Genomic DNA, 22,761 nt, shown 5'->3' on the forward strand with positions numbered 1-22,761 from the left:
GATCAGGGCAATCTGGTACTTTTTCTGCTGCTGGGTCACTGGGTAGGTCCTTCCGGGAGGGGTGGGCTGAAAAGGATTTTCGGCCTCAATGGTGTGATTGTTTCAAACGCCAGCGAAAACTACAATCTTGCAACTGTGGCTTCATTCTTCACGAATTGTGCATAAACATCCCGCCGCTGAGGACCTGCGCGTTTTTACGGCGGTGGTGCGCAAGTCCAGCTTTGGGGGTGCCGCCACCGAGCTGGGCACATCCCCCGCCTATGTGAGCAAGCGCATCCGCCTGCTGGAGCAGGATCTGCAGGTCAAGCTGCTGCACCGCACCACGCGGCGGGTGGCGGTGACGGAGGAGGGTGAGCGTGTCTTCCATTGGGCACAGCGCATCCTCGACGACATGGAGCAGCTGCTGCAGGAGGTGGCCGTCACGCGCAGTGAGCCGCGCGGGCTGCTGCGCGTGAGCAGCAGCTTTGGTTTTGGGCGGCAGATCGTGGCGCCTGCGGTGTCGCGCCTGGTGGAGCGGCATCCGGGCCTACAGGTCCGGCTCGAAGTGTTCGACCGGCTGGTGGACGTGGCGGGCGAAGGGTTTGACCTGGACGTGCGTGTGGGCGACGAGATTGCCCCACACCTGATCGCACGCCGCCTGGCCGACAACCACCGTGTGTTGTGCGCGGCGCCCGCCTACCTGGCGCGCAAAGGCATGCCCCGTGTGGTGGCCGATCTGGCCGCACACGACTGCCTGGTGATCAAGGAGCGCGACCACCCGTTTGGCGTGTGGCGCCTGCGCAGCGGCGCGCAGGAAGAGTCGGTGAAAGTGCGTGGCCCGCTGTCGGCCAACAACGGCGAGATGGCCGTGCAGTGGGCGGTGGATGGGCGTGGCGTGGTGCTGCGCTCGCTGTGGGATGTGGGTGCGCACCTGCAGGCCGGGCGCCTGGTGCAGGTGCTGCCGCAGTGGCAGCAGGAGGCCAATGTGTGGGCCGTGTACCCCACACGGCTGGAGCGGTCGGCGAAGGTGCGCGTCTGCGTGGAGTTTCTGCAGGAGCACTTTAGCGCTGGGGGGATGGCTCCGGCGGCGGGAAGTGACGGCGCCAGTGAAAACGGTGCGGTTTGAAGTAAAAATAGCCGCCAGCGCTTATCTGGTAAGCGCAAGCAGCTATCAAAATGATATTGACCGCCACGCAGGCCGCCGTGCGGCCCACCGTGTGGTGTTATCGAGGTTCTGGCCGTCGGTGGATCAGCCTGCCAGCGCGGCCTTCACCGCTGCCGACACCTGGCCCATGTCGGCCTTGCCCGCCAGGCGGGTCTTGACCACGCCCATGACCTTGCCCATGTCGCCAGGGCCAGCGGCGCCCAGTTCGGCCACGATGGCTTTCACGGCAGCCAGGGTTTCTTCGGCGGACATGCGCTCGGGCAGGTAGGCCTGCAGCACCACGAGTTCCGACTTCTCCTTGTCGGCCAGGTCCTGGCGCGCTGCCTGCTCGAAGGCCGCGATGGAGTCCTTGCGCTGCTTGATCAGCTTGTCCACGATGGCGACCACGGCCACATCGTCCAGGACCACGCGCTCATCCACTTCTTTTTGCTTAAGTGCAGCCAGCAGCAGGCGGATGGTACCCAGGCGCTCGCTGTCCTTGGCGCGCATGGCGGTCTTCATGTCTTCGGTGATCTGGTCCTTGAGGCTCATGAGGGCTTCCTTTTTATGGTCAGGCTGAGACAAAGGGTCTGCCAAAAGGCTTTCTGGCGTCGTTGCAACGCCTTGTCGTAGCAACACTACTGCCTGCGGCGTTGACGCCTAGCCAGAAAGCCTTTTGGCAGACCCGAAAAAACAAAAACCCGCGCTTGGCGTCCCTAGCGCGGGTTTTGGGACCCAAGCGAACAAGGCTTGGGGCCGAAGATCAGTACATCTTCTTGGGCAGTTGCATGCTGCGAACGCGCTTGTAGTGGCGCTTCACGGCGGCTGCCTTCTTGCGCTTGCGCTCGGCGGTGGGCTTTTCGTAGAACTCACGGGCGCGCAGGTCGGTCAGCAGGCCGAGCTTTTCAATGGTGCGCTTGAAGCGGCGCAGTGCAACGTCAAAGGGTTCGTTTTCTTTTACGCGGATCGTAGTCATTAGCTAATGGTTTTCCAAAATGTTGCTCGCAGAGGGGCTTGGGGAGATCGGGCCTCAAGTCCGTACAAAGCGGTTTCCCCGTCTGTAACTAGTATTTGGCCGACGGGGCATTGCCAGCAAAGCCGGAGATTATAGCCTTTGTGGCGTGAATGGGAAGCACCCCGGTGCAGCTTCGCAGCTTCCCCTTCTCTCGCTGCGCGGGAGGAGGAGGACGCCGGTGGCCTGGCAAAGCCAGTTCCACGGTGACACTGGCCAGGGGCTCGCCAGTCTTACCGGGTGGCGGCAGCCTCAACGACTGCGCATCCCTGCATGCGTGGCTGGGAGGGTCGTAAATGGCGTGGAAATTGCTTCACGTTGTAACAATCATTTTCCACCGTCGGTGGGCTGCCCAGGTCATCCGCCCGGGCAGGCCTTCGCCGCAGACACCATGGCATTCATGCACCGCGTATCGGGTTGGCTGGGCCGCCTCAGTGTGGGCCGCAAGCTCATGCTCATCTATCTGCTGGACCTGTCGGCGGTGATCTATGTGTCCAGCATCCTGATCCACGAAAAGTACGTGGCCATCGATTTCACGCGCAAGGAAATCGTCGGCACCACGTATGCGGCGGTGCTGCGCGACGGGCTCATGGGGCAGTTTCTGGATGCGTCCCAGCAGCCGCCGCTGGCGGCCGAAGTGATTGCACGGCTGACGGGGGTGCGCAAGGCCCATGACGAGCAGTTGCGCACGCAGGAAGTGGGCGAACGCTTCAGCACCGTGTTGGAGCAGCTGGCCTCCCAGCCGCCGTCTGCAACGGATGCGCAGGTTCTGACCGGCATGCGCAGCCAGCTGCTGCGCGAGGGCCGTGAGTTGCTCACCACGGTGGGCAACCAGTCCAACCTGATCCTGGACCCGGACCTGGACAGCTACTACGGCATGTCGCTGGTGGTGCTGCGTTTTCCGGAGTTGCTCCAGGCGGTGCACGACACGGTGGTGTTTTTGAACGCGGCGCAGACCGGGCGCGGGCCGCAGTGGTCCTTTGATTTGCTCACGCTCGTGGGGCGGCTGGACGCGGTGATGCAGGGTATCGAGTCGGACTACAACCAGGCGTTCATCGCGGGCTCGCCCGAGATGCGGGCTGCCCTGGGGGGGCAGCGCGAAGCGCTGAAGGCTTCGCTGGAGGGGTTTCAGGCCTTGCTGCAGGGTGTGGCAGCCGGGGAGTCGCGCCTGACGCTGGCCCAGGTGGGCGCGCAGCAGGCGCAGGTGCTGGGCGCCCTGCGCGATGCCTGGGGCGTGGGCATCACCGACCTGGAGCGGCTGCTGAACCGCCGCGTGGACGGGCTTTATGCCCGCATGTGGCTGCACCTGGGCACCGCGCTGGTGCTGCTGGGCTGCATCCTGAGCCTGGTGACGTTGGTGGCCCGGCAGATCGCCAAGCCGCTGCAGCAGCTGGCGCGGGTGGCCGACCAGGTGCGCCAAAGCGGCGACCACACCCTGCGCGCGCACTGGTCGAGCCGCGACGAGATCGGCCGCCTTGTCACGGCCTTCAACGAGATGCTGTCCCAGCTCGACCGCGACCGCCTGCTGCAGCAGGAGCTGGCCGCCAGCGCCCGCGCCGCCGAGGCGCAGCGCGAGCTGGTGGAGGCGTTCCCGATCCCGATGGTCGTCACCTCGGTGCCCGAGCACGAAGTGCTGCATTCGAACGCGCCGGCCGGCCACTGGCTGGGCGGCCGCAAGACCGACCCCTGGGCCGTGGGGCTGGAGCCCGGCGTGCGGGCGCGGTTCTTCCAGCGCCTGGCGGACCAGGGCTCGGTGGATGAATTCGAGGTGCGCTGGAAGGGCAGCACCGAGCCTTCGTGGGCCGTGCTGTCGGCGCGGCGGCTGCAGTTCCAGGGGCGCGACGCGGTGCTCACGGCGTTCACGCCGATCAACGTGCTCAAGGTGATGGAGCAGCGGCTGGAGCTGTGGGCCAAGGTGTTCGAGGCCTCGTCCGAGGGCATCATCATCATGAACGCCGAGCAGCAGATCATCAGCGTGAACAAGGCGTTCTGCCGCAGCACGCACTACGACTTCTACGAGGTCATCGGCGAGGACCTGGGCTTCTTGCTGGAAGAGGCGGGCGGCGAGCCGCTGTCGGCGCAGATCAGCCGCACCATGCTCGACAAGGAGTCCTGGCAGGGCGAGGTGCGTTTTCGCCGCCGCTCGGGCGAGACCTACCCGGCCTGGCTCATGGTGTCTGCGGTGCGCGAGACCAAGGGTGGCGCGGTGGCCAACCACATCGGCATCGCCATCGACATCACCGACCGCAAGCGCAGCGAAGAGCGCATCCAGTTCCTGGCGCACCATGACGTGCTGACCGAGCTGCCCAACCGCTCGCTGTGTGTGCAGCGCCTGCAAATGGCGCTGGCGCAGGCGCCGATCACCGGTGAAAAGGTGGCCGTTCTGTTTATCGACCTGGACCGCTTCAAGGCCATCAACGACACGCTGGGCCACCACATCGGCGACGGCCTGCTGCGCTCGGTGGCCGGGCGCCTCACGCAGGCCGTGCGCAGCCGCGACACCGTCAGCCGCCTGGGCGGCGACGAGTTCGTGGTGGTCATGCGCGATGTGGCAGGGCGCGAGGACGTGCAGCAGCTGGTGGAGCGGCGGCTGATCCCGCTCATCCGCCAGAGCCACCCGGTGGAAGGGCACGAGCTGAACGTGTCGTGCAGCGTCGGCATCGCCGTCTACCCCGAGGACGGCAGCGACATCGACGAGCTCATGCGCCGCGCCGACGCAGCCATGTACGAGGCCAAGACCACGGGCCGCGACATGGCGCTGTTCTATTCGGCCGAGACCGACCAGCGCGCGCTGGCGCGCCAGACCCTGGAGCAGCAGCTGCGCCGCGCACTGGAGCGCCAGGAACTGAGCCTGCACTACCAGCCGCGCCTGGCCGCCAAGGGCGGCAGCCTGCTGGGCGTGGAGGCCCTGCTGCGCTGGAGCAGCCCCACCCTGGGCAACGTACCGCCCAGCGAATTCATCCCCATTGCCGAGGAGACCGGCATGATCCGCGCGATCGGCGGCTGGGTGCTGCAGCAGGCCTGTGAGCAATGGGCGCGCTGGCAGGCGCCGCTGGCGGGCCATCCAGCACGTGCGCTGGCCCATCCGCTGGCGAATGTCTCCATCTCGGTCAACCTCTCGGCCGCGCAGCTGGCCGACCCGGTGCTGGTGACGGACATCGAGGCGCTGCTGGCGCGCACCGGCATGCCGGCCCACCGGCTGGAGCTGGAAATCACCGAATCGCAGCTGATGGACAACGCCCACGCGGCCGAGCAGCAACTGGCCGCGCTCAAGTCGCTGGGTGTGCAGCTGTCCATCGACGACTTTGGCACCGGGTATTCGAGCCTGGCCTACCTCAAGCGTTTTGACATCGACCGGCTCAAGGTGGACAAGTCCTTCGTCCACGACATGCTGAGCAATCCCGCCGACATGGCGATCACGCGCGCCATCATCGCCCTGGGCCACACGCTGGGCCTCAAGATCGTGGCCGAGGGCGTGGAAGACCTGGCCACGGCGCAGGTGCTGAGCGCGCTGGATTGCGAGGAACTGCAGGGCTACCACTTCAGCCGCCCGCTGCCGCCCGAGGCGCTGCACGCCTGGGCCCTGGAGCATGGCGTGCTTCAGGCCGCATCGGTGCGGGGGCTGGGTTTTGGCAGCACACAGCCTGCACCGCTGTGGGGGTGATCCAGTGCTCGGTGTCCGGCCGCACCCGTCAGGCAAGCCGGATGTGCAGCGCGACGGCCAGTCCGACCAGGATGGCGCCCGGGGCCATATTGCCCAGCCATAGCGAGGTGCGTGAGGTCGAGCGGCCGGAGATGCGCGAGTCTGCCCGCAGGTAGGCATCGCCCTCATCAGTGCGCAGCCACCACACCATCACCGCGCCCCCGGCCAGTGAGCCCACGCCCAGGGCCGCGAGGATCGCGATGAAGATGTTTCCGCCAATGCTTGCTGCAGGGACGAGGGCAATCAGTGCGCCCACGGCCGTTGCGGCCGCTTGGTACTTTTCTGCGCGTTCGAATCCATCCATGCCGTGGCTCCCGCCGTGTCACCGGTAAAGCGATGTGTTGTTGCCGGGAGTTTAGGTGCGATGCCCCTCCCGATTGCGAACGGAGTGCGTCAGTGGTCCGCTGGCGGCAGTGCCTGCGCGCACGCCGCGGCGCTGGCCCAGGCCCACTGAAAGTTGTAGCCCCCCAGCCAGCCCGTCACATCGACCACTTCGCCAATGAAATACAGGCCTGGCTGCGTCTTGCACTCCATGGTCTGCTGCGACAGCACCCGCGTGTCCACACCGCCCAGCGTGACCTCGGCCTTCTTGTAGCCCTCGGTGCCGGTGGGCGTCAGCTCCCAGCGCGCCAGCTGTTCGGCCAGCCGCGCCAGGGCCTTGTCGCTGGCCTCGTTGATGGGGCGCTGCCAGTCGGGCTCGCGCTGGGCCCAGGCATCGGCCAGGCGGCTCGGGACCAGGGTGGCCAGCTCGTTGGCAATCAGCTTGCGCGAGCGGGCTTTGCCCTGCGCCAGCGCAGCCGGCAGATCCACCGTGGGCGCGAGGTTGATGGCCAGCGGCGTGCCCTCCTGCCAGTAGCTGGAGATCTGCAGCACTGCGGGGCCCGAGAGGCCGCGGTGGGTGAACAGCAGATCCTCGTCGAAGACCATGCGGTTCTTCTTGGAGCCGGTGCTGATCTGCACCGGCAATGCCAGCCCGGCCAACTGCGCATACGGCGCCCAGAGAGCGCCATCAAAGGTCATCGGCACGAGGCCGGGGCGGCGCTCGATGAGCGGGATGTTGAACTGCTGCGCCAGGCGGTAGCCAAAGTCGGTCGCACCGATCTTGGGAATGGACAACCCGCCCGTGGCGACGACCAGCGAGCGCGCCCGCACCGGGCCTCGGTCAGTATCAATTTGATAGCTGTAAGCGCTTGATGGATAAGCGCCAGGGGCTGAAAACACTATATTTTTGACCGCACAAGGCTGCCAGTGCGTCACCTGGCCCGCCGCGCACTCGGCCAGCAGCATGGCGATGATGTCCTCGGCCGAGCGGTCGGCAAACAGCTGGCCCTTGTGTTTTTCGTGGAACGCAATGCCGTGTTTTTGTACCAGCGCAACGAAGTCGGCGGGCGTATAGCGCGACAGCGCCGAGCGGCAGAACTGCGGGTTCTGCCCCACGAAGTGTTTGTGGGGCGCGGCAGGGTCCAGGTCGCGGTTGGTGAAGTTGCAGCGCCCGCCGCCCGAGATGCGGATCTTCTCGGCCACCTTCTCGGCATGGTCGATCAGCAATACCTTCAGGCCCCGCTGGCCCGCCTGGGCGGCGCAGAACAGGCCGGCGGCACCGGCGCCGATGATGACGGCGTCAAAAACAGAGGGGGTGTGGGACACAGTGATGAACAGGCAGCGGTGGCGGGGCCGCCATTGTCGCCGCAGCGTTCATTGGGGCGATCACGCGTCATTGCCGGTACACCCCGCCGGAGCCCACCACCGCAATGTCCACAAAATTCGAGCCGTGGTGGTTCTGTGCGCTGAACTGGTAGCTGTAGCCGCCCAGGTCGAGGTTGCCCAGGCCTTCCATGGCCTGGACCAGGCTGGCCCGGGTGACGCCGGGCCCTGCCGCGCGCAGGCCTTCAATGAGCACGCGCGCATCCATGTAGCCGGTATAGCGGTCGTAGTCCACGGGCTTGTCGTGGCGCTTCATGGATGCCTGGAATTCGCGCGTGAGTGCAATCGTGGGCTTGCTCGGCGATGGGCCGGTGCGCGCTACGGCCAGGCCGCGCGCATCGTCGCCCAGCGCCTTGAGCACCGCCGTGCCCGCGCCCAGGGACAGGGTGTAGACCGGCACGCCCAGGTTCGCACGGTTGGCGCGTACATAGGCCACCACGGGCGGGCCCGCCGCCACCAGCAGCACGGCTTGTGGTTTCTGGGCGGCCAGGGCCTTGGCGGCTTCGTTGGCGTCTTCCCCGGTCGGGGCGAGGGCATGCGAGCCGGCCAGCGTCGCGCCCTCGGCGGCAAGGGTCTTTTCGACCAGTGGCAAAAGCAGCTTGCCAAAGTCATTGTTCTCGTAGGCCACGGCGATGCGTGCACTTTGCACGGCCACCAGGTTGCGCACAATTTTCACCAGCTCATCGGCGTAGCTGGCCCGGGTGGTGAACAGATAGGGGTGCTGCTGTGCCCGGATGGCCGGGCTGCCGGTGTACACCGAGATCAGCGGCAGCCTGGCTTGCGCCAGGTAGGGCAGCAGCGCCATCACCTGAGACGTGCCGGACACGCCAAACAGGGCCAGCACACCCTCTTTTTCGCTCAGCTGCTTGGCGTTCTCCAGCGTGCGGCGTGGATCGAACCCATCGTCCAGCGACACCAGCCGGACCTTGCGCCCGCCGATGCCGCCCTTGGCGTTGGCGTCTTCCACCGCGGCGTCCTGTCCTTCATGGATGGGCGCGAGAAAAGGGGCCATGCCACCCGACAACGCGGTAGACCGGCCAATGAGAATGTCGCCCTTGCCTGGAGTGGGTTGTGCTCTGGCGGACAGGCTGGCGAGGGCCGCACCGCCTGCCAGCGCCAGCACGAGACTGCGGCGGCGTGCCAGGGAAAGCCGCTGGCTAGCGGACAGGGCAACGTGGGTCTTCATCAAACAGCTCCTCCTGGTGTCGGCCACCGTGGTCACAAGGTGCGGCGATGGTAGGAGGGCGGTGGCTGCGCACCCACCGGGTTTTTACCGGGGCTGCGTCAAGTTAGGGACAGGCGCCTATCCCTATCCCTTGCGCAGGAGCGGAAACCTGGACGGCTGTCCAAAGCCATGGGGCACGCAGCCGCTCCGCACGCCGTGCTTCGTGGGCCAGGGCCCGGTGTGATCGCGGAGGCGGCGGGCAGGTTGCGCGCGGCGCGTTAGCATGTGGCATCCACCCGCCAAGGACTGCTCCATGAAACCGATCCACTGTGCCGCCTGCGCCCTGGCGCTGGGCTTTCTGGCTCCGGCGTGGGCCATCAACAAATGTACGGACGCCAATGGCAAGGTGTCGTTCCAGGACGAGCCCTGCGCGGGCCAGGGCGAGAAGATCGAGGTACGGCCTGCCATGCAGGGCGCCAGCCCCGTTCAGCCCGGCCCCTCCACCGCAAAGGAAGGCGCCTTCGGCGCAACCTGGCAGCGCAAGCACTATCTGCAGAACCAGGGCGTGCCCCAGGCGCGCGCGGCCGTCGAGCGCAACCAGCAGGAATGCGCTGCAATGGCACCGGATACCGCAGTGGCCCATGCGGGCCCGCTGCGGCGCAGCACCCTGGCGTCAGGTTCCCAGTTCGCGCAGGAGCGTGCGGCCGGGGCCGACAAGGACAAAGCCGCGTGTGAGGCGCGAACCAACGAGCTGCGCAACCAGCTGAAGTCGCTCGAAGCCGAACTCGGCAAGCTGTAATGCTTCGGGCGGGCCTACCTCAGCCCTTCCAGGTGAACGGAAACTTGAACTGCTTCACAAACCCGTTGGGCACATAGTCGCCCAGCACACCATAGTGTTCGGGCCAGAGCTTGGTGCTTTTCACGGCGGTGCCAAAGAGGTAGTCAAGGAAGGCAAAGTGCGCGGCGTAGTTCTTGTCCAGCGCCTCCTGGTCCTGGCTGTGGTGCCAGTGGTGGAAGTTGGGCGTGACCAGCACGTAGCGCAGCGGGCCCAGGCGCACGCTCACGTTGGCGTGGTTGAACACGGCCTGGAAGCCGACGATGACGATGTAGGCGTCGATCACTTCCTTGGAAAACCCCAGCACGTAGATGGGGGCCAGCACCAGCGTGCGCGTGATGATCAGCTCCAGGATGTGCTGGCGCGATCCCGCCATCCAGTCCATGCTTTTGACGCTGTGGTGCACGGCGTGCAGGCGCCACAACACAGGTACCTCGTGGTAGGCACGGTGGGTCCAGTACTGCACCAGGTCGGCCACCAGCACGATGAGGAACAGCGCCACCCAGAAGTTCAGGCCCTGCACCCAGCCGCGAATACCGTCGTTGGCCGCCCAGCCAAAAAACCGGTGCACGATGAGGTTGGTGGCCAGCAGCACGAAGCCCACCACCATGTGGTTCACGATGAAATGGTGGAAGTCCGTCTGCCACTCGGCGCGGAAGATGGGCTGGTCCTTGCGCAGCGCGAACAGCTTCTCGATGAAGATGAAGATCAGCGAGCTGCCCAGCAGGTCGAGGATGAACCAGTCCAGGCCGATGTACGGGGTGTTGTCGGGGAAGTTCGGGTCCACTTCGACTTTGTGGCCGCCCAGGAACGCCGCCAGCGCCACCATGGCAAAGGCAAACGTGGCCAGCCAGCGCGATCGGTTGAAGAGGATGTTGACGAGGGAGATGCCCCCTGCGATGGCCATGGCGGTCAGCATGATGTAGCGGATCACCGTTACGTCGTAGCTCTTGCGCAGTTGTGGCGTGGTCAGGTATTCGGGGAAGTGGAAGGCCAGCACGCCCAGAAAACACAGGATGGCCAGCGTGAGCGCAATCACGCCGGACACGAGGCCCCGCCCGCGCCGCAGCGCGCCATGGCTTTCGGTGAATTCATTGAGTTTGTCGATTTCGAGCATGCTTTCCCCTCTGGCCTCCCGGCCTGCTTGGCTTTTTGATGGGCCGTGATCTGGCTTGTGTGGCGCGAGTGTAGCGGCCTGCGGCGTTGTGCCTGCAACACGGTGGAGCCCTAAAATCGTGGCATGAACATCCCTTCACACCAACTCAGCATGACGGTGCTGATGTCTCCCGACATGGCCAATTTCTCCGGCAATGTGCACGGCGGGGCCATTCTCAAGCTGCTGGACCAGGTGGCCTATTCGTGCGCAAGCCGCTATTCGGCCTGCTATGTGGTGACACTGAGCGTAGACCAGGTGATGTTCCTGCAGCCCATCCATGTGGGGGAGCTGGTGACCTTCCTGGCCAGCGTGAACTACACCGGTTCCTCGTCGATGGAGGTCGGCATCAAGGTGGTGGCCGAAGACATCCGCTCGCAGGTGGTGCGGCATGTGAACAGCTGCTTCTTCACGATGGTGGCCGTGGACGAGGCGCGCAAGCCGGTGCAGGTGCCGCCGCTGTCGCCTTCCACGCCCGACGAACGCCGCCGCTGGGATGCGGCACTGCTGCGCAAGTCCTTGCGCAAGGAGCTGGCGGAGCGTTTCAGGCAGGTGCGCGAGACCGCTGGCGGGTAGGCCGGGAACCCGGAACAAAAAAGGGCCCCTGCATGGCAGGAGCCCTTGTTCAATTGGGGGAAAAGTTGCTTAGCGCGCGGCGCAGAAACCGAATTCGGCCGCAGCCCCGGGGGCGAGGGTCTTGTTCCAGTCCACACCGGACGCGTTCAGGTTGCTGCCCGCCTGCGACCAGGTGGCATTCCACAGGTTGTTGACGGTGCCGCTCACGGGGATGGTGATGGCCCAGTTGCCCGCGGCATTGCCCTGGTTGGTGACCCGAACCCGCTGGCAATAGCCTGAGTTCCAGACGCTGTCCATCATCTCCTGCACCGAGAAACCGCCGGCAGGCGTTGGCGTGGTGGGCGTGGTTGGGGTCGTGGGAGTGGTTGGTGTTGTCGGGGTGGTGGGCGTCGTGCCATCGCCCCAGAGCCGCTGCAGCAGCTGGACCTTGTCGGTGCGCACGGTGGTCCAGTCGTCATCCAGAATGCCGCCGGTGTCGCCACTGTTGGGGTTCCACGACCAGTAGAAGCCGCTGCGCATGCCCTTGCCGACCATGTAGTCCACCAGCGCGTTCTGCCACAACACGTCGCGCGCATCGCCACGGCCAAACTTGCCGCCGAACTCGCCCAGCATCACGGCATAGCCCGCCTGCACGAACTGGCCGAAATGCTGGTCCCAGATGGCCGGCATGTTGCTCGGGAAGTTGGAGGCGTTGAAGTAGGGCTGCACATAGACATCGGGTCCATAGGTGTGCGGCGCCAGCAGCAGGCGGTTGGCCGGAATGTTCAGGGGCGTGCAGGCCAGGGGTTCCAGGTTGCCACCCCAGAAGTGCGCGTTGCCGCCCGAGCAGCTGGGGTTCTCGCCGATGCCTTCCACGGCGATCAGCCATTGAGGCGCCACTTGCAGCACGGCCGCTGCGGCGCGCTCGGCCGCGCGGTTCCAGTCTGTGGCGTTGTTGCCGGTGCCCCAGGTGGCCGCGCCGTGGGGTTCGTTCTTGATGTCCAGGCCGATCACGCCGGGCACGCTTGCGTAGCGCTGCGCCACAAAGGTCAGGTCGCTGATCCACTGCTGCTCGCTGTAGCCGGGGGTGTACCAGAGTTCACTGATGGTCTGGCAATCGGGGGTGTGGTGGTCCAGCAGCACATACATGCCACGGTTGCTCAGCTCGCTGACGACCTTGTCCATCACCTGGATGGCTGACAGGCCCTGCAGATCGGCATTGCGGCTGTAGTCGATGCTGTCGGGCGGGGCCGAGCCGTGCAGGGTGGCGGGGCAAAACGGCAGGCGCACGGCATTGAAGCCCTGGGCCTGCATCTGCGTGATCATGTCGGTCCAGTTGCGTGCCCACAGGCCATGCACCACGTGGTTGTTGGTCTCAAAGCCAAACCAGTTCACGCCGCGCAGCTGGATGGCCTTGCCTGCACCGTCCAGCACCTTGCCTGCATTGATTTCGTAGCTCCAGGCCATGCTGGTGCTTGCCAGCAGGCAACCGGCCAACGCCAGGCTCTTGCACAGGGTGGTGATCTTCATGGCTTACGCGTCTCCCGAAAGTGTTGTGTGTCTGGCGTGAAAAAGGGGCGGGTCCGCTGCAGCCGGGCTACCGCCTGTCCGTGGGCGGAGTGTGGGCGCTCTGCCCATCCGCCACCGTTTCCAATGGCTGTCAATTGTAAGTGCCTGTTGCACCCATTTCAGGCTGCGCCACGGCTGCGTCCGGCCAGCGAGACCGCCTGCAGCGAAAGTCCGTCGATTTCGTTGGTGATGCCGGAAAGTACGTTCGCCACCACGGCGAATTCCCGTCCGTGCTGGCCTGCGCGGGCCGCCATGACCTGGGCATTGAAGCTGACCACCTTGGCCTCGCGGGCCACCGTCTGGATCGACGCCACAATGCCTGCCAGCTCCTTCATGAGGGTTTCGGACTTCGCCTTGCCCACCTGGTCGAACACCGTGGTGGCGGTATTGAGCGCCTCCAGCACACTGTCGGTGGTTTGTACGAGCCGGTCCAGCACTTCCTCGACGCGTGGGCTGCGGCGTTCCGTGAAGTCCAGCGCGGTGCCTACCTGTTGTGCAAAGGCGTCGATGGTGGCGCCCACGCCGCTGGGGCCTTGGTACACCTTGCGGATGCGGTCGGCATCGGCGGTATCAAGGTGGCGCGGCGTATCTACCAACGTGGCCTGGCTGGTGGTGAACAGTGCCAGCGTGCTGCGTGCTGCTTTCAGATGCAGGTCGCTGCCGCCCGCTGCCAGCACGGTCTGCAGGACCATCCGTTGGGACAGCATGCGCTGGCGCGCTGCGAGGTTGACCAGCGACATCTCGTTGTCGCGGGGTGCCGATGACGGGGCCACGGAGGGGGTGAAGGGCGCTGGAGTGGTGCCGGTGCGTGGGGAAAGGGAATAGGCTGCCATGGGGGTCCTTTCGCGCATTGCATTCAGATACATGTTTCAAGCAATACCCGGGCCAATGTGCTGGATGCGCGTTGCAAAAAAGGGAGTTTTCTGTGCTTGCCGCGCGTCTCTGTGGCGGCGCTCGGCGGGGCAGTCCAGGTGCCTCGTCGCAAAGGGGCAAGCAAGGCCTGCTCCGGGCAACAAGCGTGGGAAGCGGGTCAGGGTGCACCGGCATGGCGCGCACACCGTGCACCAGAGTTGCCGGTACGTCGGGAGACCCTGCCTTGCGGGGTTCTACACGGCGCGCCGCGCCAGCGGGGCGTCAGCGGCGGCATCCTGCGATGCCAGGGCCACGCCGCGCACCACATCGCCCACCACGATCACCGACGGGCTGGCCAGCCCGTCGCGCGTAATGGTGGCGTGCAGCGCACCCAGGGTGGTGACCGCATGCCGCTGGTGTGGCAGGCTGGCGTGCTGGATGATGGCCACGGGTGTGCTGGCGGGCAGGCCGGTGAGCAGTTCCTGCTCGATGGTGGCAGCGCCACTCACACCCATGTAGATCACCAGCGTGAGCTTGGCGTCGCGGGCCGTGGCGGCCAGCTGGCGCCAGTCGGTGCCCGCGTCGCCGGGCTTGGCGTGGCCGGTGACAAACACCACGCCGTGGGCATGCTCACGGTGGGTGAGCGGTGCGCCCAGCGAGGTCAGGCCCGCCAGGCCCGCCGTGATGCCGTTGACCACAGTGACGGGCACACCGGCGGCGCGCAGGTGCTCCACTTCTTCACCACCACGGCCAAAGATGAACGGATCGCCACCCTTGAGACGCACCACGTTCTCGCCTTCGTTCACCGCCATCAGCATCAGTTTTTCAATGAAGGCCTGGGGGGTGCTCTTGCAGCCGCCACGCTTGCCCACGTAGATGATGCGGGCCGTGGGGGATGCGTGTGCCACGATGGCATCGCTCACCAGGTCATCCACCAGCAGCACGGTGGCCGCCTGGATGGCCTTGAGCGCCTTGATAGTCAGCAGCTCCGGGTCGCCCGGGCCTGCGCCGACCAGCGTGCAGCTGCCGCCGGTGCCCAGGTGGGGTGTGGAGGGGGGCAGGGTGGTGGTGGGCGTGGGGCGGCTCATGGGGATGTCTCCGAAACTGTTTGATCGGCAAGTCGCAAGATATGTTCCACCTGCCGTTTGATGGCCGGCGGGATCGGCAACTCGCCGGCCATCACGCGGCGCGTGTAGGCCGCCGTGGTGGCCACGTCGATCTCTGCAGGCAGGCCGGGCACTTCGCTGGCCGTGCCAGGCTGCTGGGATTCCAGCACCTGGTGCACGCCGCGCACAAAACCGTCGTAGCGGGGCGTGCGGCGGGGGTCGGTGGCGACCTCGCCTTCCAGGCCACGCGAGAGCAGTGCTGTCATGCCCAGCGTGCCGAACGTGGTTTGCAGCATCTCGAAGTATTCGGGGTGCGTGTAGGCCGTGACCACGACCGAGGGCCCTGCGCACGGGCTCATCAGCTTGACCACGCTGTGCCCCGGGTTGCGCAGGCCTACCACCTCGCGCACCGACAGCAGGCGCGCCAGGCCCGCGTGCAGGTGTTGGGTGTGGATGTGGTGCACCGTGCCATTTGCTATCTTTTCAGGAGCTTCTAGCGCAGGTATATCCAGCGCGAGCAGCACATCCGATGCCAAAATGCGGCGCGCCTCGGTGCGCATGCCATGCAGCAGCACGGGCAGGCCCTCACGTGCCAGCAGCAGGGCCAGCAGCGGTGTCAGCACCGGCAGCTTGCGCGCACCGTTGTAGCTGGGCAGCACGATGAGCGGGCGGTCGGTGGCGGGCAGCAGGGCCAGGCGCTGGTGCGTGGCATCGAGAAAGCCGCACATCTCCTCCGACGTCTCGCCCTTGATGCGCATGGCCAGGCAAAAGGCGCCAATCTCCAGGTCGCTCACCTGACCATCCAGAACCTGGCCGAACAGATCCGTGGCCTGCTCGCGCGTCAGTGGCTTGGCGCCGCGTGCGCCACGGCCGATCTCTTTGATGTACTGGCTAATGCCCATGGTCTTTTTTTGGCGGGATCGGTGAAACAGGGCTCCAGCGTCGTTATCTCGGCTTGCCGTACGCAAGCACTGTCTGCGCCGAGATGCCTAGCTGGAGCCCTGTTGCACCCATCCTGGTGTCTTGGGGGATATGTTCGCTATTTTCCTGCAACCTAGAGAACTTTTCGTTATATGGCGGCCTGTGCCAAGGGCTTGGACGCCAGCGGCCCCGTAGCGCGCACCATGCGCTTGAGTTCGGGCAGGCACGAGCCGCAGTTGGTGCCGCAGCGCAGCTTGCCCTGCAGCTGGGCCAGGCGGTCGTCGTCGGTGCCGTGGCAGCGCGCCAGTTCGGCGGTGATGGCGGTGTCCGTCACGTTGAAGCAGGTGCACACCGATTTGCCGCGCGACTGCACGGCCACGGGTGCCTTGGCGCCGGGCACCAGCAGAAGGCGGCCGTAGGTTTGGGCAGGCAATTCTTCTTGCAGCAGGGTCTTGAGCCAGCCTTCGGCGCTGGTGTCGCCCGCGAGCACGATGCCTTCGAGCGTGGTGCTGTCCCCGTGGCGTGCCAGCCGCGCGGCGCGGCGCTGGCCGCGTTTTTTGTCGGCATAGCGCAGCGTGTCGGCGCCAGCCAGGCCCATCAGGGATTCAATGCGCTCCACAGTGGCGTCGGGCGGTGCCTCGTGCGCAGCGGCGCGCAGCAGCACACCCACGCGCTCACGGCCGGGTTCGCCCAGCGGTGTGTTGTTGCTGAAGGGCACACAGCTAGCAAACGGGAACTGCGCCATCAGCGCGGACAGCGCCTCGCGCGTGGCCTGGGCGCTGTCGGCGGGCAGCCAGGCCATGGCCAGCAGTGTCCAGGGCAGCTCGGCCTTGAGCACCTTCACCGCCGCGTGCTTGAGCTCGGGCTGCTTGGACGTGGGGCAATAGGCCGAGGTGGTGAGCGCGTTCACGCCTGCCAAGCGCTCGCCGGTGGACGAGCAGCCGCTCAGGAACTCGCTGCCCCAGTGCATGGCCATGAAGGCCTGCGACAGGCCCACGGTGGTGTCGGCCTGCGCGGGCACCACGATGGTGCCGCGCTTGCTCGTCACATAGACCAGGTCGCCGTTCTTCAGGCCGCGCCGCTCCATGTCCTGCGGGTGCAGCTGCACGCTGGGCTCGGCCACATGGCCAAACAGGCGGCCCAGGGTGCCGGTGCGCGTCATGCCGTGCCACTGGTCGCGCAGGCGACCCGTGGTCAGGCTGAAGGGGTAGCGCGATTCGCGTTGTTCGGCCGTAGGCAACCAGGCGTGTGCTGCAAAACGTGCGCGGCCATCGGCGGTGGGGAAGATGCCGTCTTCGTACAGGCGGGCCTTGCCGGTGGTGGCGCCCTCGGGCAGCGGCCACTGCTGCGGGCCTTGGGATTCGAGCATCTCCCACGACAGGCCGGTGATGTCCAGGTCGCGGCCGCGGGTGCTTTCGCGGTGTTCGTTCCACACGGTTTCGGCGCCCTGGTCGGCATGGTCGGTGGTGTAGGGGAACAGCGTGGGCTGGCCGGGGCGCAGGCGTGCCTCCAGCTGGTGCGCAAACTGCACCGCAATGGCCCAGTCGTGGCGTGTTTCGCCGGGGGTGGGCACGGCAGAGCGCACGCGCGAGATGCGGCGCTCGCTGTTGGTCACGGTGCCGGTTTTTTCACCCCAGGTGGTGGCGGGCAGCAGCAGGTCGGCATAGGCGCAGGTGGCGGCGGTGGCAAAGGCCTCCTGCACCACCACGAACTCGGCGCGCTGCAGTGCGCGGCGCACGGTGGCCTGGTCGGGCATGCTCTGCGCGGGGTTGGTGCAGGCGATCCACAGGGCTTTGATCTCACCATCGGCGGCGGCCTGGAACATCTCCACCGCCGTCTTGCCGGGCTTGCTGGGCACATCGGCCACGCCCCACAGCGCGGCCACTTCGGCGCGGTGCTGCGGGTTGGCCAGGTCGCGGTGGGCGGTCAGCAAATTGGCCAGACCCCCCACTTCGCGGCCGCCCATGGCGTTGGGTTGGCCCGTCAGGCTGAACGGGCCTGCGCCGGGCTTGCCGATCTGCGCGGTGGCCAGGTGCAGGTTGATGAGGGCGGCGTTCTTGGCCGTGCCGCTGCTGCTCTGGTTGAGGCCCTGGCAGTACAGGCTCAGGGTTGCTTTCGAGGTGGCGAACCACTGGGCGGCGGTGGTCAGGTCGGCCACTGAAATGCCACACACCTGGGCGACGCGCTCGGGCGTGGCTTCGCGCACCAGGGCCTTGAGTTCGTCGAAGCCCGTGGTGTGTGCGCCGATGTAGGCGGCGTCGATCCAGCCTTCCCACAGCATGATGTGCAGCATGCCGTTGAACAGCATCACGTCGCTGCCCGGCTGGATAGGCAGGAACAGGTCAGCCATGCCGGCCGTGTCGGTGCGACGCGGGTCGGCCACGATGACCTTCATGCCGGGGTTGGCGGCGCGTGCGTCTTCGATGCGGCGAAACAAGATGGGGTGCGCCCAGGCTGCGTTGCTGCCCACGATGAACAGGCACTGCGCGTGTTTTACGTCGTCGTAGCAGGCGGGTGGCGCGTCGGCGCCCAGCGTCTGCTTGTAGCCCGCCACGGCGCTGCTCATGCACAGGCGCGAGTTGGTGTCGATGTTGTTGGTGCCGATCAGGCCCTTGGCGAGCTTGTTGAAGACGTAGTAGTCCTCGGTCAGCAACTGGCCGCTCACGTAAAAGCCCACGGCGTCGGGGCCGTGCTGCTGGATGGTGTGGGCAAACTTCTCGGTGGCCAGGCCCAGGGCCGCGTCCCATGAGATGGCGCGTGGAGCATCGCTGCGTTGCAGACGTTGCTGCGGCTGCAGCAGCCGGGTCTGCAGCGTAATGGGGCTGCTGGCCGTGAGGTGCAGGGTCGAGCCCTTGGTGCACAGGCGGCCAAAGTTGGCGGGGTGGTTTGGGTCGCCCCGCACGCCAGTGATCTGGGGGCCGTCGCTTTCGATGATCACGCCGCAGCCTACGCCACAGTAGGGGCAGGTGGATTTGGTTTCTTGCATGGCGTGGATTCCAGATATTTTTGGGCTCCAGCGCTTGTTGATAAAGCGCTGGAAGCTATTTATTTGATAGCGTTGGTGGTCGATGGGCCTTTGGACCTGCGGACAGAGGGGGCGGGTGTTCAGGCCGCCAGGCCGCGCCGCACCGGCCCTGCCAGGGGCCGAGCCAGATCGAGCGCATGCGAATCCAGCTCCAGGGCATCCAGGTACACCGCGCCATCTTCCACCTTCACGGCGAACTTGGGCGTGCAGCCTTCGTCGGGCGCAGACGCCTGCCCGTCGCACAGGCCGATGGTCCAGTTGTGCAGCGGGCAGGCCACGTGGGTGCCAAACACGATGCCCTGCGACAGCGGGCCGCCCTTGTGCGGGCAGCGGTCCAGCAGCGCGAACACGCCCCCGGCGTCGTTGCGGAACACGGCCACATCCAGGCCCTGGGGGCGCGCCACGCGGCGCGAGCCCAGCTCGGGGATGTCCTCCACGCGGCAGATCAGCTTCCATTGCGGGGTGTGGGTCGTGGTCATCGCGGTTCCTTCGGTGTCTTTGGATGTTGTGGGGGAGCCTGCCAGGGTTTTCGTGGGGCGGCTCGTTATTTGTTGGGGCTTGTGGCAGCTTCTCAGGCCGCCAGCGCCGCGTACATGCCAGTCACGCGGTCCATGCTGGAGAGCAGGTTCTCGCTGGCCACGAACACCTCGGCCACCTGGCGGTTCACGTTGCCACCACCCTGCATGCGCTGCAGCGCGGCGTCAAAAAACACCCACTGCCCGTCGGCCAGCTGCAGTTCCTGGCGGATGCGGTTGGTGGCCTGGGGGGCGTTGCGCAGCAGCTCGGTGGCTGCGATGAATTCGCCGCGGGCCTTGGCGATCTCGGTGGTGGCGGTGGCCGCGTCCACGGGCAGCATGGCGGCCAGGTAGAACTTGGCCATGCGCTGGCTCAGCATGCGCTGGCGGCCCGCAACATTGACCAACTGGCCCACGGGCTTGCCCAGGGCAGCTTCGTACTGCGTGGTGCCCTGATGGGCCAGGGCCAGCACCTTGGCATCGGCCTGCAGCATGGCACTGGCGTTGTCGGTGGACGAGGTTTCGGCCGCCAGCGTGACCTTGTGGGCGGCCCACGCGGTCTCCAGCTTCAGATAGGTCTCGCGGATGGCGGGCGAAGGCGCAAAGGCCTTGAGCTCTGCCAGCTGGCGCTCGAACAGTGCCATGGACTGGTCCAGCACCTGGCGCGCCGTGGGCGTGTCGGCTTTGTGGGACAGGGCCAGCCAGGCCTTGCCCACACGCTGGCTCAGCATGCGCTGGCGCCCGGCCTTGTTGATGGCGTCGTTGAGGTCGGTGATCTGGGCGTGGGCGTTGCCCAGCGGGGCCAGGGCGCTGCACGCGGCGGTGCAGCTGGCGGCGGTCAGGAGGGTTCTGCGGTCCATGGTGGGGTTCTTTAGGAGCTCGGGCGATCAGGTGCCCATCAGGCGCCCAAAGGGGCAAACTGGCGCGTGTCCACTGCAGCCTTGTCGAAGTCGAACCAGGGGTCGGGCTCGCCATCCAGTGCAAACTGCAGCTGCTCCCACAGGGCCTTGCGGCCTTCGTGGTCGTCGAGGATGCGCTTTTTCACGTAGTCCAGGCCCACGCGGTCCACGTAGTGCACGGTGCGCTCCAGGTACCAGCCTTCCTGGCGATACAGCTCGCAGAATGCGCCGGTGTACTCCAGCACTTCTTCCGACGTCTTGAGCTTGGTAAAGAAGTGCGCCACCTCGGTCTTGATGCCGCCGTTGCCGGCCACGTACATCTCCCAGCCGCTGTCCACGCCGATGATGCCCACGTCCTTGATGCCGGCCTCGGCGCAGTTGCGCGGGCAGCCCGACACCGCGAACTTCACCTTGTGCGGCGCGTACATGCGCCACATGGCGCGCTCCAGGTCCTTGCCCATTTGCGTGCTGTCCTGGGTGCCCATGCGGCACCACTCGCTGCCCACGCAGGTCTTCACGGTGCGCAGGGCCTTGGCGTAGGCGTGGCCGCTGGGCATGCCGATGTCCTTCCACACATTGACCAGGTCTTCCTTTTTCACGCCCAGCAAATCGATGCGCTGGCCGCCCGTGACCTTGACGGTGGGGATCTTGTATTTGTCCACCGCATCGGCAATGCGGCGCAGTTCGTCGGCCGTGGTCTCCCCGCCCCACATGCGCGGGATGACGCTGTAGGTGCCGTCTTTCTGGATGTTGGCGTGGCTGCGTTCGTTGATGAAGCGGCTTTGCGGGTCGTCCTTGGCCTCCTTGGGCCAGGTGCTGATGAGGTAGTAGTTGACCGCAGGGCGGCAGCTGGCGCAGCCGTTGGGTGTCTTCCATTCCATGAACTTGAACACGTCGGCGATGGTCACCAGCTTGCTGCTGCGGATCGCGTCGCGCACGGCCTGGTGGCCGTGGTCGGTACAGCCGCACATGGCCTTGGTCTTGGGCGTGGCGCTGTAGTCGCCGCCCGCTGTGAACATGATGATCTGCTCCACCAGCCCGGTGCACGAGCCGCACGATGCGCTGGCCTTGGTGTGCTTGCGCACTTCATCCAGCGTGAACAGGCCTTTTTCCTTGATGGCCTTGCAGATGGAGCCCTTGGTCACGCCGTTGCAGCCGCAGACCTCGTCGCTGTCTTGCATGGCGGCGGCCTTGCTCTGGCCCTGGTGGCCGGTGTCGCCCAGGTGCGATTCGCCGAACATGAGCTTGTCGCGCAGGTCGGTCACGCTGCGACCGTCGCGCAGCAGCTTGAAGTACCAGCTGCCGTCCACCGTGTCGCCATACAGGCAGGCGCCCACCAGCTTGTCGTCCTTGATGACGAGCTTCTTGTACACGCCGCCAAAGGGGTCGCTCATCACGATTTCCTCGGTGCCTTCACCGCCCTGGAAGTCGCCGGCCGAGAACAAGTCGATGCCGGTGACCTTGAGCTTGGTGGAGGTCAGCGAGCCCTGGTAGCGGCCGATGCCGAACTCGGCCAGGTGGTTGGCCAGCACCTTGCCTTGCTCGAACAGCGGGGCCACCAGGCCATAGGCGATGCCCCGGTGCGCGGCGCATTCGCCCACGGCGTAGATGCGTGCGTCGGTGGTGGTCTGCAGCGTGTCGCTCACCACAATGCCGCGGTTCACGTGCAGGCGCATCTTTTCAGCCAGCGCGGTGTTGGGGCGGATGCCCACGGCCATCACCACGAGGTCGGCGGGCACCTCGGTGCCATCCTTGAACTTGATGCCCGCCACGCGCCCGTCGGCGTTGCCCACGAGTTCCTGCGTCTGCGCGCCGATCAAGAATTGCATGCCGCGCTGCTGCAGCGAATCCTGCAGCATCTTGCCCGCCACGTCGTCCAGCTGGCGTTCCATGAGCCACGGCGCCACGTGCACCACGGTGACCTGCATGCCGCGTTTCATGAGGCCGTTGGCAGCCTCCAGGCCCAAGAGGCCGCCGCCAATGACCACGGCGTGTTTGTAGGTGGCTGCGGCGTCGATCATGGCCTGGGTGTCGGCAATGTCGCGGTAGGCCAGCACACCCTTCAAGTCCTTGCCCGGCACGGGCAGGATGAAGGGGTTGGAGCCGGTGGCCATGATCAGGCGGTCGTATTCGGCGGTGATCACGTCGCCTGCGGCACTGGTGGCGCTGACCACGCGGCGCACGCGGTCCACGTCGGTCACCGTGAAGCCGGTGTGCAGCGTGATGTGGTTGTCGGCATACCAGGACCAATCGTTCAGAATGATCTCGTCGATGGTCTGCTCGCCGGCCAGCACGGGCGAGAGCAGGATGCGGTTGTAGTTGGGGTGCGGCTCGGCACCGAACACCGTGATGTCGTACAGATCGGGGGCAATCTTGAGCAGCTCTTCCAGCGTGCGCACACCGGCCATGCCGTTTCCTACCATCACCAGCTTGAGCTTTTTCATCGTGACTCCGTCGGTTCTATCGCCTGGGCGATCCGAAAAACAAAAAAGGCGTCCACACGATGCTGCTTCGACTTTCATTCGAAACCGCATGTGCGGACGCCTTCGTCCGTACAACCCATCAGTGCGCCATTGCACGGGTGAATTGCGTGACCTCGTGAGGTCGTTGCTGGGGTTAAGCAA

The 22,761-nt window shown here is 66.0% G+C and carries 18 protein-coding genes; 4 read left to right on the forward strand and 14 right to left on the reverse strand.

Annotation, left to right across the window (positions count from 1 at the left end; translation table 11 throughout):
• Positions 1-157 precede the first annotated feature (157 nt).
• The gene (locus ASE52_RS00090) at positions 158-1,105 is read left to right on the forward strand and encodes a LysR substrate-binding domain-containing protein (protein WP_050812457.1); all 948 of its coding nucleotides are present in this window, start codon (positions 158-160) and stop codon (positions 1,103-1,105) included.
• Between the two features lie 123 nt (positions 1,106-1,228).
• On the opposite strand, the gene ASE52_RS00095 is transcribed toward ASE52_RS00090, so the two are convergent.
• Together ASE52_RS00095 and rpsU are read right to left on the reverse strand one after the other, a co-directional pair.
• Positions 1,229-1,675: a GatB/YqeY domain-containing protein gene (locus ASE52_RS00095; RefSeq protein ID WP_010459956.1), complete on the reverse strand. Its 447-nt coding sequence runs from the start codon at positions 1,673-1,675 to the stop codon at positions 1,229-1,231.
• 211 nt (positions 1,676-1,886) lie between these two features.
• Positions 1,887-2,099 (reverse strand): 30S ribosomal protein S21, encoded by a 213-nt coding sequence (gene rpsU, locus ASE52_RS00100; RefSeq protein WP_005799779.1) that lies wholly within the window; start codon positions 2,097-2,099, stop codon positions 1,887-1,889.
• 427 nt (positions 2,100-2,526) lie between these two features.
• Here rpsU and ASE52_RS00105 point away from each other — a divergent pair, with 427 nt between their 5' ends.
• On the forward strand, positions 2,527-5,799 hold the full coding sequence (locus tag ASE52_RS00105) for an EAL domain-containing protein (RefSeq protein ID WP_057222900.1): 3,273 nt from the start codon (positions 2,527-2,529) through the stop codon (positions 5,797-5,799).
• A 28-nt stretch (positions 5,800-5,827) separates the two neighbouring features.
• Here the strand turns inward: ASE52_RS00105 and ASE52_RS00110 are convergent, their stop codons facing one another.
• The 3 genes from ASE52_RS00110 to ASE52_RS00120 all read right to left on the reverse strand — a co-directional run bounded on the left by ASE52_RS00110 (position 5,828) and on the right by ASE52_RS00120 (position 8,728).
• Positions 5,828-6,142, reverse strand: coding sequence for a hypothetical protein (locus ASE52_RS00110; RefSeq protein ID WP_057222901.1), 315 nt, complete (start codon positions 6,140-6,142; stop codon positions 5,828-5,830).
• Between the two features lie 89 nt (positions 6,143-6,231).
• On the reverse strand, positions 6,232-7,485 hold the full coding sequence (locus ASE52_RS00115; protein ID WP_057222903.1) for an NAD(P)/FAD-dependent oxidoreductase: 1,254 nt from the start codon (positions 7,483-7,485) through the stop codon (positions 6,232-6,234).
• Positions 7,486-7,552: 67 nt separating this feature from the next.
• On the reverse strand, positions 7,553-8,728 hold the full coding sequence (locus ASE52_RS00120; protein ID WP_010459980.1) for an ABC transporter substrate-binding protein: 1,176 nt from the start codon (positions 8,726-8,728) through the stop codon (positions 7,553-7,555).
• 292 nt (positions 8,729-9,020) lie between these two features.
• On the opposite strand from ASE52_RS00120, the gene ASE52_RS00125 reads away from it, so the two are divergent.
• Positions 9,021-9,506 carry a DUF4124 domain-containing protein gene (locus tag ASE52_RS00125; protein WP_010459982.1) on the forward strand — a complete coding sequence of 162 codons (486 nt, stop codon included), beginning with the start codon at positions 9,021-9,023 and terminating at the stop codon, positions 9,504-9,506.
• Between the two features lie 19 nt (positions 9,507-9,525).
• Here ASE52_RS00125 and ASE52_RS00130 read toward each other — a convergent pair whose 3' ends face one another.
• The gene (locus ASE52_RS00130; protein ID WP_010459984.1) at positions 9,526-10,659 is read right to left on the reverse strand and encodes a sterol desaturase family protein; all 1,134 of its coding nucleotides are present in this window, start codon (positions 10,657-10,659) and stop codon (positions 9,526-9,528) included.
• A 123-nt stretch (positions 10,660-10,782) separates the two neighbouring features.
• On the opposite strand from ASE52_RS00130, the gene ASE52_RS00135 reads away from it, so the two are divergent.
• Positions 10,783-11,271 carry an acyl-CoA thioesterase gene (locus tag ASE52_RS00135; protein WP_010459986.1) on the forward strand — a complete coding sequence of 163 codons (489 nt, stop codon included), beginning with the start codon at positions 10,783-10,785 and terminating at the stop codon, positions 11,269-11,271.
• Positions 11,272-11,340: 69 nt separating this feature from the next.
• Here the strand turns inward: ASE52_RS00135 and ASE52_RS00140 are convergent, their stop codons facing one another.
• From ASE52_RS00140 to nirB, 8 genes are all read right to left on the reverse strand, one after another.
• A complete protein-coding gene (locus tag ASE52_RS00140; RefSeq protein WP_057222905.1) occupies positions 11,341-12,780 on the reverse strand; it encodes a glycoside hydrolase family 5 protein in 1,440 nt (479 codons plus the stop codon).
• Between the two features lie 158 nt (positions 12,781-12,938).
• Complete coding sequence (locus ASE52_RS00145) at positions 12,939-13,652, reverse strand: type IV pili methyl-accepting chemotaxis transducer N-terminal domain-containing protein (protein WP_010459990.1); 714 nt, start codon at positions 13,650-13,652, stop codon at positions 12,939-12,941.
• A gap of 273 nt (positions 13,653-13,925) precedes the next feature.
• On the reverse strand, positions 13,926-14,759 hold the full coding sequence (gene cobA / locus ASE52_RS00150; protein ID WP_010459992.1) for a uroporphyrinogen-III C-methyltransferase: 834 nt from the start codon (positions 14,757-14,759) through the stop codon (positions 13,926-13,928).
• Positions 14,756-15,679, reverse strand: a complete 924-nt coding sequence (ybiB, locus tag ASE52_RS00155) for a DNA-binding protein YbiB (RefSeq protein WP_057222906.1) — start codon at positions 15,677-15,679, stop codon at positions 14,756-14,758. Before ybiB ends, cobA begins: the two co-directional genes overlap by 4 nt.
• Positions 15,680-15,846: 167 nt before the next feature.
• Positions 15,847-18,684, reverse strand: a complete 2,838-nt coding sequence (locus ASE52_RS00160) for a nitrate reductase (RefSeq protein ID WP_057222908.1) — start codon at positions 18,682-18,684, stop codon at positions 15,847-15,849.
• Between the two features lie 119 nt (positions 18,685-18,803).
• Positions 18,804-19,202 (reverse strand): nitrite reductase small subunit NirD, encoded by a 399-nt coding sequence (nirD, locus tag ASE52_RS00165; RefSeq protein WP_010459998.1) that lies wholly within the window; start codon positions 19,200-19,202, stop codon positions 18,804-18,806.
• A gap of 92 nt (positions 19,203-19,294) precedes the next feature.
• Positions 19,295-20,098 (reverse strand): type IV pili methyl-accepting chemotaxis transducer N-terminal domain-containing protein, encoded by an 804-nt coding sequence (locus ASE52_RS00170; protein WP_057222911.1) that lies wholly within the window; start codon positions 20,096-20,098, stop codon positions 19,295-19,297.
• A gap of 38 nt (positions 20,099-20,136) precedes the next feature.
• On the reverse strand, positions 20,137-22,581 hold the full coding sequence (gene nirB / locus ASE52_RS00175; protein WP_057222913.1) for a nitrite reductase large subunit NirB: 2,445 nt from the start codon (positions 22,579-22,581) through the stop codon (positions 20,137-20,139).
• Positions 22,582-22,761: the final 180 nt, after the last annotated feature.

The organism is Acidovorax sp. Root275 (assembly GCF_001428965.1).
Taxonomy (GTDB): Bacteria; Pseudomonadota; Gammaproteobacteria; order Burkholderiales; family Burkholderiaceae_C; genus Acidovorax; species Acidovorax radicis.